The sequence below is a fragment of the Symplocastrum torsivum genome, assembly GCF_059505465.1.
Window position 1 is genome coordinate 1 of sequence record NZ_JCACKQ010000093.1, and the last position, 12,493, is coordinate 12,493.

Here is a 12,493-nt window from a genome sequence, read left to right on the forward strand (position 1 = left end):
TTCTCTTCCTCTGAAGGCGATGCGGGTCAGGGGGGCGCGATTAGCTTAACTGCTGGCAATGACATCAATATCACTGGCTATTTGGACTCTAACTCGTTCTCTGGTGAAGGCGATGCGGGTCAGGGGGGCGCGATTAGCTTAACTGCTGCAAATGGCAGCATTAACACCGGCGATTTGGACTCTAACTCGTCCTCTAGAGAAGGCGATGCGGGTCAGGGGGGCGCGATTAGCTTAACTGCTGCAAATGGCAGCATTAACACCGGCCTTTTGAGATCTAACTCGTTCTCTGATCAAGGCGATGCGGGTCAGGGGGGCACGATTAGCTTAACTGCTGCAAATGGCAGCATTAACACCGGCTCTTTGAGTTCTTCCTCTACCTCTGAAGGCGATGCGGGTCAGGGGGGCGCGATTAGCTTAACTGCTGCAAATGGCAGCATTAACACCGGCTTTTTGAGATCTTCCTCGTTCTCCTCTGAAGGCGATGCGGGTCAGGGGAGCGCGATTAGCTTAACTGCTGGCAATGACATCAATATCACTGGCTTTTTGCAAAATGCCATCAATATCAATATCCCTAGCTTTTTGGACTCTTCCTCGGTCTCTAGAGATGGCGATGCGGTTCAGGGGGGCGCGATTAGCTTAACTGCTGGCAATGACATCAATATCCCTGGCTTTTTGAACTCTTCCTCGCGGTCTTCTGGTTCTGGCGAAGGCGATGCGGGTCAGGGGGGCGCGATTAGCTTAACTGCTACCAACGGCAGCATTACCATTGGCGATTTGGACTCTTTCTCGTTCTCTTTGGAAGGCGATGCGGGTCAGGGGGGTGCGATTGGCTTAACTGCTGCTAATGACATCTCTATCAAGGGCAATTTGTACTCTTACTCGTACTCTAGAGATGGCACAGCAGGTCAGGGAGGCGAGATTTCCCTCATTGCTAGAAGTGGGGATATTGTAGGAATGCCCTTTGAAAGTGAACTTTATGACCCTGTAAGACGAGTCTACGTAACAAGAGTTCGCTCCCCAGTTCTTGCCTCCTTTTCTATCTCTGAGCAAGAAACCGCAAGAAATGGCGGGAACGTTGCCCTAGAAGCTAAAAACAACGTAAGTAATCTAGAAATCTTAACTCTATCTTCTGACTTACAATCTGGAGCAGTTCAGGTAACAGGTCTGGGAGATTTATCGCTCACGGATACCAACATTGTGACGAGCAATCCGGTGACTGTACCATTTTTGGATGACTTCATCACCTCACCATTGGTGGATGACTTCATCACCTTGGATGTGGGTGGAGACGGTCAATCAGGAGATGTAACTGTCACCAGCTTAGGCAATCTCACATTCAACAACAGTTCCATTGAAAGTGACACCAAAGGCAGCGACACCGCAGGCGATGTCACAATCTCTAGCCCCGGTTTAGTCACTTTCATTAATAGTCAGATTATCAGTAACACCAGCAGTACAGGGCAGGCAGGAAGTATCACCCTCAAAGCACCAGAAGTACAGCTCGATTCTTCCAGTCGTTTGTCTGCCCAAACCAGCAGTAGCGGCACGGCTGGAAACCTGACCCTTCAACCCGATGCTGGGCAGACCTTATCCGTGTTGTTCCAGGAGGGAGCGCAGATATCTGCCTCCACTTCTAACCAAGGAGACGGAGGCAACATCACGATTACAGCTCCCGACTATGTAAGGATTCAGGGACAAGGCACCATTACCACAGAAACCACAGGCACTGGAAACGCCGGAAATATTACCCTCGACACCTCCACCTTAACCATTGCCAACGGAGCACAACTTTTTGCCTTAACCTCTGGCAGTGGCAATAGCGGCAAAATTGAAGTTAATGCCCCCACTGCCGTCAATCTCGGCATTGGTGTCGATGATTTTTCCCCAGTTCTCTCAGTCGAAACCAGTAACGCAGGTCAAGCTGGCAGCATTATTATCAATACTCCCAGCTTAACCCTCTCCGACACCGCCCGCATCACTGCCACCGCCACCGAAACCGCCACCAATACAGAGGGAGGTGGTAGTATCGCCTTAAATGCCTCCACTATGGATTTAGCCGGAGTCGTAGGTGTCTTTGCCGAAACCGAGGGACAAACCCCCGCCGGAACCTTAACCCTACAACCCTATGAGAATCAATCCACCCTCAACCTCACCTTAGCGCCCCAATCCCAAGTCTCTGCGTCCACTTCTGGTAGTGGCAAAGGAGGAAACCTTATAGTACAAGCACCAGAAGCCATAACCATTCAAGGACCAGGGCAACTGGCGGTTCAAACTACAGGTGATGGTGCTGCGGGAGAGTTGAGAATTGATACACAACGACTCACCATTGCTGACGGGGCACAAATCTCTGCCTCCACCTCTAGCAGTGGTAATGGGGGACAACTCACCATTACCGCTCCTGAGTCGATTACTCTCACCGGGAATGGTTCCGTTATTGCCGCCGAGACGGGTGGCAGTGGTACGGGTGGCAACTTAAATCTACAAACCGGAACCCTGAACATTCAAGACCAGGCACAAGTTACGGTTAGCAGTGAGGGTACAGGCAGTGCGGGTTCTTTGTTCGTGGAAGCTAATCAAATCTATCTGGACAACGGGGGCAGAATTCGGGCAGACACGTCTGGTGGTGGGGGAAATATCAACTTGCGATCGCCCCTAATTCTGTTACGAAATGGCAGTAGCATCACGACCAATGCCACAGGAAGTAACATTCCCGGCGGTGACATTACGATTGATACCCAGTTTCTGGTGGCTGTGCCGAACGAAGATAGCAATATCAGCGCTAATTCTCAGAATTTTCGTGGCGGCAATGTCCGCATCAATGCTTTTTCTATCTTCGGCATTCAGTCGAGTCCTCAACTGACTCCCTTAAGTGATATCACCGCCACAGGAGCGACACAAGCCTTAGGCGGCACACTTGATGTCACCACCGCAGGTATTGACCCGACTTCGGGTTTAGTAGCATTACCAACTGACTTTGCCGACTCGTCGGGGTTAATTGCTCAAGGCTGTCCTGCCAATGAAGGCAACTCATTTGTTGTCACGGGTCGGGGTGGGTTGCCTCCCAATCCGGAACAACAATTAGACGATGATGCCGAATGGCTTGACCGACGCCGCCTAGTCGTGGCTCAACAAACTCGACACCCAACACCCGACACCCCAACGGCTTACATCAAAAACCCCACATCCCATACCCCAATCATCGAAGCCACCGGCTGGCAGATGTCTCCCACTGGACAAGTCCTCCTGGTTGCCGCCACGCCTGAGCCAACAGTGCAGCATCCGTTGAATCAGCCAGTTGCCTGCCCAGGCAGGTAGTAGACGGCTTGAGGATGCTTTAAGAGTCAACTGTAGCAGTATTTAATGAATTGATATTACTCATATTGTTTTACTCGTTTGACATGATAGTTTAATGAGCTAATCCTAATGAGCATTTACTACTAATAATATTTAACATTTGGCATAACGCTTGTCATCGAAATGGCGACATACTCCCAATAATTTTTGATAGTTTGGGATACTTTCCTGTGTTTATAGCTATTGATTAACTTTTGTATCTAACTTCTACTTAAGTTGCATCTTAACTAATAAAAATGAGTGGTTTGCCTGGAATAAAAGTTCTATAAATAGGCTTATGGAAAACAAGTTGACATTAACCATCCTGACTCACAGGTATGTGGTTGACAAGAAAATTTACACCCAACACCTTCTCCTCAAGCTTCCCCTTTAATTCCCAATCAACAAATCTATCAAATGAAAGGCATTCCCTCATGAATTGTGTAACCTTTCAGAAACCTGAGTTTTCTTCCAGTTCGCAGACTACTGCATCCACAACTCCTAGAAAAAGAGGATTGACGGCTCAGTGGCTAACTGTAGATGGCAAGTTGGTTTGCAATTGAATTATTGCTGAAGAGCGACCTAACTCACTACTCACTTTTCTAAGAGTAGGAATTGAGTCTAGTAAACATTGAAATAAGGAAGTCTTTTTTCCTGAAGAAACCCACTCAACCCATTACATTCATTCGTTCAAGAGGTGAAACCATGAAACTTTACTATCGCGGTGTTAGTTACGAATACGACCCCTCGAAGCTTGAAAGCCGAAAGAGAGGACAGCCTTTTAAGCAAGTTCGTGGCTCTGGTTCCCCTTACAATTTAATTTACCGTGGGGTTACCTATCATATCGAGCCGAATGCAAAGCCGAGTGAAGTTCCTGTACAACCAGTAGCTTATAGATTGATATATCGAGGCATCGCGTACTTTGTGAATAAACTGCACAGGGAGAAGTTAGGGTAGTTACTCAACCTGCAAGCACTTCAAAACTAATTAGGTCAGAAGATAAATACCATAATACCTCTAAGACACGAGATGAATTCTTGCACGAACTCAATCTTTTAGGTTTATGGTCACAATGTGACAGTAGTTGGAGTTCGACTGTTAAAGAAGAAATCCAAGCCGCTACCAACGAACCCATAATACAAGAGGAACCTAACTCTACAAATAAGGTAGTCTTGTTTGGAGTTTTAACAGTTCTTGCCTTACTGTTTATTGCTACGTTGATGCAGGCTCCAAAAATTCATCAAGCCATGAAAGAGGCAGGCGAAACCTCGATTGAACAACTGCTTTATCTACTGACATTAGATTGGCAAAAACGTCTTTTTAGTATTCGACTGCCCCTAATGCCAAGAGCGTGTCTAGCATTCACGTTGAACTCTGCGTACTTACAGGCTAGCAATCCCTCGCTTTAAGGCAATAATAGTTGCCTGCGTGCGGTCTTTAGCCCCCAACTTGCTTAAAATTCGGTTCATATTGGATTTGACAGTGCCTTCAGTAATACCCAAGGCAGTACTGATTTCCAAATTGCTCATGCCCTGTGCCACTAACTGAAGGACTTCTAACTCGCGATCGGTCAATTCTGGATTGGTCATCCGCTCCACTAACTTAGCCGCAACATTGGATGGAATATATTGCTGCCCGTTGTGAACGGTGCGAATGGCGGTTCGCAGTTCGCTGGGTTTCGAGTCTTTAAGCAGATAGCCCTTGGCACCTGAGCGTAACCCTCGATAAATATCCTCATCTCCGTCATACGTGGTCAACACAATGATGCGAGCCGTGTTAAATTCAGCGCAAATCGCTGTAATCGCTTCAACTCCTCCCATTCGAGGCATCCGTAAGTCCATTAAGGTCACGTCTGGTTGTTCTTGACGAAATCGCTCGATTGCCTCAATACCGTCCATAGCTCGACCAATCACAGTTAGATCCGATTCTTCATCAATGATGGCGGCTATTCCTTGCTGGACGATTGCATGATCGTCCACAATCAGAACACGAATGACTGCTGGTTGACTCATGAAGTGCCTACTCCCAATTCACGATGACAATGACTTGTGTACCTTGATTCGGCTGACTTTGAATGATTAATTCCCCTCCAATATGCTCAACCCGCTCACTCATCCCTAGTAAACCGAATCCCTTACCTGGGGCGATTTTGTTAACTTCAAATCCCTGTCCATTGTCTTTAACTCGTAAAAGACACTGTGTTTCCTCGTAGACTAATTCAACCTGAATTTCCGTGGCGTGGGCATATTTAATCGCATTGGTTAAGGCTTCTTGTCCAATGCGTAATAGGTGATTCTCAACATCTGGTGATAAAGGATAGACGGCACCAATGACCTCACAGGTGAGATGAGTATTAGCGGAAGATTTCATTTGAGTTGTTAGATGTTTGAGAGCACTATATAAGTCTCCCTCCTCTAACAGTTTTGGTCGCAGAGCAGCAACCGAGCGCCGAGCTTCAGCCAGTCCAGTACGTGCCAATTCATCAACGGTTTCCAAGTGTGCTTGTGCCTTTGCTGGTTTTTTGATGATTTGCTCGGTTGCGGCTCCGATATGCAGCAGAATACCAGTAAAGGCTTGTGCTAAAGTATCATGAATTTCTCTTGCCATGCGGTTGCGCTCGTCCAGAATGGAGGCTTCTTCAGCACGTTTGCGATCGCTAATGTCACGGACTGAAGTGATTCTAATGACACGCTCACCATAAGCCGTCACTTTGGCTCGGATTTCTGCGGGAAATGTCGTGCCGTCTTTTCGGAGACAAATAATCTCATAAAACCCTTCATAGTGAGATTGTATGTTCTGGACAACAATCTCTCGGTAGTCTGGAGAGACAAGATTGCTCGCACGCATCCCAACTATCGCAGATGATGGGTAACCAAACATTTGGGTAAAGGCATCGTTAACATCTAAAACTGTGTTCTGCTCTGTAATTATGATCGCCTCAACGGCTGCTTCTGCAAGCTGTCGAAATCGTGCTTCACTCTCCACCAAGGCTAATTCTGCTTGTTTACGCTCGACAATTTCCTGTTGTAAATTCAATGTACGTTCTTCTACCTTTTGCTCTAGCGTGCGGGCATACTCCTTCAGGTTTTCCCACAGTAGATAGCCGTTGCTGATGATCGCAGACCCAACTAGAGCAAACAGAGGCGGAATGATAATCAGCCACCAACCCGTCAAAAATAGCACGTATGCGCCGCCGAAAAGAGAAATTCCCAACAGAACAACTCTAAATGCTGTTTGTCGAGGAGACGAGGATGTCCAACCGATGACGGCTCCGAGCGTTGACCAAACAACGAGCCACAGCCATTCAATCGGATCTGACCAGACATTAAGTAGAGGGCGTCCATCCAAAGCAGCGCTCAGCAATTGACTGGTTAACAGAGCGTGAACTTCTACACCAGCAGGTGCTGCAATTGTGTTGGTCGTGTAGGATGTGAAAAAGCTGTCCTCGAGGCTCTCTGCCGTTAACCCGATTAAGACGATGCGATCGCGTACTAAGTCGCGTGGCATCCTCCCCTGCAATACATCTGTTATCGAAACCGTGCGGAAGCCTTTTTGGAATTTGGGGAAGTTTGACAGAATTTGATAACCGCCAGCATTAACGCCAACATAACCCCCATCATTGGGTTGCAAGGGAGTAAATACAGCTCGACCCAAGCGAAACTGCGTCTCTTCGGGGTTAAGGGGTTGGCGGTTAATCCCTTCGCCTTCAAGATACGCAAACGCTAATCGTGTTCCCAGCGTAAATATGGATCGATTGTCTTGAGTTCTCAAATACAGTAGACTGCGGCGAATCCTGCCATCTGTGTCTAACAAGAGATCGCTCGCGCTTGCTTGATCGCGCTGTTTTAACAGTGGTGGTGCTTCAATGACTTCACCTTCAGCCGTTTGAATTATTTTCTCAATCCCAATTAAGTTAGGCGTGGAGGTGAAGACCTTGGCTAATTCTTGATGACCCGGTTCTACAGGTAGATCTCGAAAGATATCAAGACCAATTACCCTAGGCTGCTCCTGTTTGAGCGATGAGATAAGCTGAGCTAGCACAGCATCAGACATGGGCCATTGTCCGAGTTGCTTGATATCTGATTCATCAACCGTAACGAGGACGATCCTCGGATCGGCAGGTTCAAAGGGACGTAGGCGAAACATCTGGTCAAGCGCCACTACCTCCATCAACTGTAGTACCCCGGCTAAGCGCAAAATCAGCAATCCTCCGGCAACGCTGGGAACCGTTATCAGAACTCCACGCCATCGCCAAACTTGCTGTTTTAGGGTTGTCCACATAAGATGAGTGCGATCTGCTTGCAGCCGCGCTTCGCTATCGCTCAACGCGAGTTCTTTTTATTTGACTTGCTATCTAATCGTGGCATCCACGCCACCTGATTCCAGGAATTCACGCCATGTTGCACTGATGTTTGGGTCATTGGGTTGGGTGCGCTGTAGCTCAAACAGAACAGTGAGGGCATCGTACCAAGCATCAGCTTTTTGGTATAGCGAAACCTGTTCTTTGGGAGATGCCTGCTGGATTTGGCTCCGTCGAGTCGCATCGAGTTCAGTTCGTTGCACGGTGCCTGTGACAAATCGATCTTCAACGCGATCATTCGGGTTACAAATCACGGCAAGTGACCACGTATATTGCTTGCCAACCTCTAAAGGTGGTGCCTGTGCTGGAAGGGTAATGCTCATAATATCAGGAGTATTGGTCAAGGCAACCGTTGTCCGATAAACGCCTCGACCATCTCGACTGCGTAGACTAAATTCTGCGTTCTCAGCACTGGTTTTTGGCACGTATACCAGAAATGTTGGACGCTCTGCTACCGTTAAGCCTGGTTTTGTCGTTGGGCTAAAGGCAGTTAGTGGCAGACCTGTTGTTGCCGATCCAGCATCTTGAGGGCAGGCAGTTGGAGCACGCCGCCCTCCTGGTGCCGAGCTATCTGGATTCTCAGGTGGAGGGGGAGGATTGCTTTGCTTGAGTTGTGTATCCTTAACTTTTAGGACTTGGGGCTGTGCCTGAGTGTCCAATTGTGCTGCCAAAAGGCTGGGTGGGAGCTGATACTGTTCGGTTTGGTCTCCCCGTACCTCCCCCTTAAAAAAGGGAACTAAGAGCGGCTTGGTTTCCCCCTTTTTAAGGGGGATTAAGGGAGATCTTCGAGGAGTGAACTGACTAATCGAGAAATATTGGGGCATGAGCGCCAAAGCCGTACTATTAGAAATCGCCAGTTCTAAAGTCAGGGCAATTCCAACAGATATGCTACACAACAAGGATTTTATAAAATACATAACGTTTTTAAAGCCAATTTCCTAAAAGAACAAACGGTGCCCAATAGTAAGGAGACCTGTAATCGTCTTGATGCAATAAAGCCACTTGAGCACGACGTAGGGCTTCAGCTTTCGTTATCTCAGGCTTACCTAACTCACGGTAAAACTCAATCATCAGGAATGCTGTGGAGCGATCGCTGACTGACCACAACGAGGCAAGGGTACTTCGTGCCCCCGATCGCACCGCAACACCTGCCATCCCTAAGGCAGCACGCTTATCACCCGTTGCTGTTTGACAGGCGCTGAGTACCAGCAGTTCGATCGGGCTGAGTTTTCCCTCTCTAGAGCGGAGCAGTTGGTCTAATTGTTTAACGTTAATACGTCCATCCCAGGTCAGGATGAAGGTGTTGTCAGCGTTAGAGCTAAACTGACCATGCGTTGCCAAGTGAACGATTGGCGAGGGAGTGGAATTAACTTGGTTTTGAAAGGCTTGATTGGTAAACAGTTTATCCAGCAACACCTGAGCCGAAATTTCTGCTTCAATTTGGTTAATCTCAAGCGCAACGTTTGGCAGTGCCGAAAAATTCTCGCGAGCTTCACTTAATCCTGCTAATAACCCTTGCATCTGCTGGCGTTCGAGGGATCGGGGTTGAAGCAGTTGTAGACCGGGAGTGAGTACAACACTGTACTTTTCAATCAGAAACCGCTGACCATCATGGAGAGCTGCCATCGGCAAATTGCGGAGCAAGCCATCTGGCACAAACACAAGGGTTTTGATACCACTTGCTGCAAGTTCAGCTTCCTCAGGGCGCAGGAGTAAATCGTACACTTGCTGGGTAATGGGCAACCAATCTTCAATAAAGGCAGTAGGTCTGAGAGATTGGCGCATTTGGCTGAGGATGCGCTCTACCTCGACTTGAGGCAACAGTGTCTTGTGATAGCGCAAGGGTTGGTTAGGCAAGGACAGGATTACCGCAAACTGGTTGGGCAGAATGATTGGGTAAATGACCGCAGCGTGAGGGTCGATCTGGTCAATTTCTACCGGACGAGCACTAACACACGCTTCTCGAAAAAAATTATCGAGTTCTGCCAACTGAAGCGCTTCGATCACTTCACGAGCTTGTTTGAGGTTTTCCTGACTGGGCGCATTGTCTTGTGATTGCAACAGCAGTTCCACGAACTGGCGGTACACAGGTTCCACGCTTTCGCGAAATGAGAACTGCACATCTTGATTGACGGCAGCTAGGTCACTACGGAGGGATTGCAGCATTTTAACGGCTTCTGCATAGGCAGAGGTCGCATTTTGCAGATTTCCCGTAGAGGTGCAGGACTGCTGTGTGCCTTGACAGAAGATCCGTCCTAGCTGCCACTGCCACTGATAGGCAATGTCGGTTGCATCAATTGACTGAGCTAAGCTGAGGGCTTGTTGAGTCAGGGTTTTAGCGCTGTCCCACTGATGAGTAAGTTCATAGAGGCTGCCTAGTGTACCAAGGGCATAGGATTCAGCACGAGCATCTCCAAGGGTGCGAACTTGCCCAACAGCAGTTGCGAGTTCCTGGGCTGAGGTATTGAGAAGATTCGGAGATAACGCCTCCCCTGTCCCCTTACTGCTCATCTTGATTGAGCTTTGAGCCAAATTGATTCGGGCATACGCAGCCAGACGACCGGGGGGCAACTTGGCAAGCTGGGATTGAATTTCTGGCAACAGCGCTAAAGCTTTTGCCTGTTGTTCGGCTTCAACTAGCAGACTTAACTGAACAAGCTGGATTTGAGTTTTGGCTGTCAGCGAGGGAGCGGTGGTTGCTGCCTGCTGGTAGAATGCCAGTGCCGTATCGGTTTCTCCTTGGGCACGAGTCGTGTTCCCCAGACTTAGCAGAATGCCACTGATATCTGATGCTGATTGAGGTGTTTCGTCTCGACGTTGGAGAGCGATCGCTAAACTCTGCTCCAAAACAGTGCGAGATTGAGCCAGGTTGCCAACTAACCTGAGAATTTTGCCCAGATTTCGCAATCCTGTCACCTTGATGCGCGAATCGGACTGGTTTTGCAGCGACTGTTCTACTTGCGTGAGCAGGGTTGTGGCTCGTCTATAAAGTCCCTCTGCCTGTAAAGCCCTTGCCTGATTAATCTGGCTACCCAGTATACCGCTGGTATCATTCACTTTCCGGTAAGCAGTCTCAGCCTGTTGCCAGGTTAAGAATGCTTCTGTTGCTTTGCCCTCTCGCAGTTGCAGCTTTCCTTGAGTGGTGAGAACTTGGGCAAGAACCTGTGAGCTATCTGGATTGGATGCTGGGTTTTCAACGTTTAACAGCGAGATTGCCTGACTGATAGCCTCATTCGCTTGTGTCCACTGTCCCAGGTCTTCAAAGCCTGCGGCGAGAAAACTGAGAACGAGTGCTTGATTGAGGCGATCACCTTCTGTTTCGTAGAGGGTTGCTGCCTGTTGCCAAAGCGCGATCGCGTCTGAGAGTTGTCCTGCCTGATAGCGGTTTTCTGCCTGCTGCACAAGTTGGGCTGAGGGAGAAGTTGCAGAAGGCTGAAGGAAATCTGATGTAGTGGCTACCTGTTGCCCTGTATTCTCTACCCTGACCCAGTTGCTAGTCCCTTGTATCGCCACGGCAATCTCTGCATCAAGGCTAACGGCAATAAAAAGTCCCAATAGAACAAATTGAAGGAATCGCAGCCATCCTCTCTTTGAAAAGAGGCACTGCCTAATGGATACTCCCTGATTGATTCGCCTGTTCCGATCCGGCTTATGCATGTAATTGCGCTGCTCCTTCCAGTGCTGACATCAGCAGATGTCTGTTCATGGCTAGGTAAGTATCGTTATCTCAAGTTTTGCTCAATAAGACCAGGCAAGATAAGTGAGTTGGATACGCAAGATAAGTCAGTTAATTTTACTTTAAGTAGTTTACTGCCTACCTGGGCAGGCAACTGACTGATTCAGCGCATTCTGCACCGCTGGCTCAGCTATGGTGGCAACCAGGATAACTGTCAGATAACAAATTATTTGTTGTCTTAACAAATTGTTGTCGTTAGGCGCTTCTATCACTACCAAACCCTAGGTGTATCTGGATAAAGAAAAGCTGAAGTTAAAACAATTTATCGGTCGCTAAGGGATTCCTACCAAAATGCTACTTAGCCCAAAGCCCCTATCGTAAAAGATTTGAAAGGTTTTTGGATTAACGACACTAATGTGTTGATAGCGACAAATAATTTGTTATTGGACAGCAAACCACTGAATCAGGGTCTTTTTTCCTGAAGAATACTACGCTTCACCATAAGTTGTAGCTTTAACTCAAGGAACTTGCGTGGTCTAAATGGAATGTCTGTTGAAGAATGAGAACAACGAGGTAAATGTCGAGTCAGCGCCTTCGTTCGCGTTGAACCCAACCCATTACATTCATTCAAAAGGTGAAACCATGAAACTCTCATATCGCGGTGTGACTTACTCATATAATCCCCCAGAAGTTGAAACCACCTTAGGTGAAGTCGATGGGAAGTATCGGGGATTAGATTGGAGATTCCGCAATTTGAAAAAGCCACCAGTGCTGCAACCAACGGCTAGCCTGAAGTATCGCGGCGTTTACTATCAAACTGGCACAAAGCCAACCCCTAACAGCACTCAGCCGACAAAAACTCCGGCTTTCTCTACTCAAGAGAAGGCGCGATCACTAATGCACAATCAGAAGCGGACACTCAAAAATCGTCAGCAATCCATGCTGTACCGTGCTGCGGCAGAACTTGGGTTGGCAACTCACCCTGCCTAGCGGGACTTAAACAAATTTCAAGCCCAAACGAAGCCCAAAGCAGCTTTGTAAGCGAAGAATACATCCCTATTGTGGTTCAACCACTCGATAAAACGAAAAGACATCGCTGTCCGAAACGCCTCTAATGCATCAAC

The 12,493-nt window shown here is 48.0% G+C and carries 8 protein-coding genes; 4 read left to right on the forward strand and 4 right to left on the reverse strand.

The window, feature by feature from the left end:
* The 3 genes from AC5JL3_RS23210 to AC5JL3_RS23220 form a co-directional block, all read left to right on the forward strand.
* Positions 1-3,315, forward strand: a 3,315-nt coding sequence (locus AC5JL3_RS23210) for a beta strand repeat-containing protein (protein ID WP_496076730.1), incomplete at its 5' end; no start/stop codon positions are given.
* 723 nt (positions 3,316-4,038) lie between these two features.
* Entirely contained in the window at positions 4,039-4,290 is a 252-nt protein-coding gene (locus AC5JL3_RS23215) for a DUF4278 domain-containing protein (protein ID WP_496076731.1), read from the forward strand.
* Positions 4,291-4,370: 80 nt separating this feature from the next.
* Entirely contained in the window at positions 4,371-4,742 is a 372-nt protein-coding gene (locus AC5JL3_RS23220; RefSeq protein WP_496076732.1) for a hypothetical protein, read from the forward strand.
* On the opposite strand, the gene AC5JL3_RS23225 is transcribed toward AC5JL3_RS23220, so the two are convergent.
* The 4 genes from AC5JL3_RS23225 to AC5JL3_RS23240 are packed head-to-tail and all read right to left on the reverse strand — an operon-like array spanning position 4,716 to position 11,248.
* Positions 4,716-5,345, reverse strand: a complete 630-nt coding sequence (locus AC5JL3_RS23225; protein WP_496076733.1) for a response regulator — start codon at positions 5,343-5,345, stop codon at positions 4,716-4,718. The genes AC5JL3_RS23220 and AC5JL3_RS23225 overlap by 27 nt on opposite strands.
* A 7-nt stretch (positions 5,346-5,352) precedes the next feature.
* Entirely contained in the window at positions 5,353-7,659 is a 2,307-nt protein-coding gene (locus AC5JL3_RS23230; protein WP_496076734.1) for a CHASE2 domain-containing protein, read from the reverse strand.
* A gap of 24 nt (positions 7,660-7,683) precedes the next feature.
* Positions 7,684-8,610 (reverse strand): DUF928 domain-containing protein, encoded by a 927-nt coding sequence (locus tag AC5JL3_RS23235; RefSeq protein ID WP_496076735.1) that lies wholly within the window; start codon positions 8,608-8,610, stop codon positions 7,684-7,686.
* 7 nt (positions 8,611-8,617) lie between these two features.
* Complete coding sequence (locus AC5JL3_RS23240; RefSeq protein WP_496076736.1) at positions 8,618-11,248, reverse strand: CHAT domain-containing protein; 2,631 nt, start codon at positions 11,246-11,248, stop codon at positions 8,618-8,620.
* Positions 11,249-12,011: 763 nt separating this feature from the next.
* On the opposite strand from AC5JL3_RS23240, the gene AC5JL3_RS23245 reads away from it, so the two are divergent.
* The gene (locus AC5JL3_RS23245) at positions 12,012-12,359 is read left to right on the forward strand and encodes a DUF4278 domain-containing protein (protein WP_496076737.1); all 348 of its coding nucleotides are present in this window, start codon (positions 12,012-12,014) and stop codon (positions 12,357-12,359) included.
* Positions 12,360-12,493: the final 134 nt, after the last annotated feature.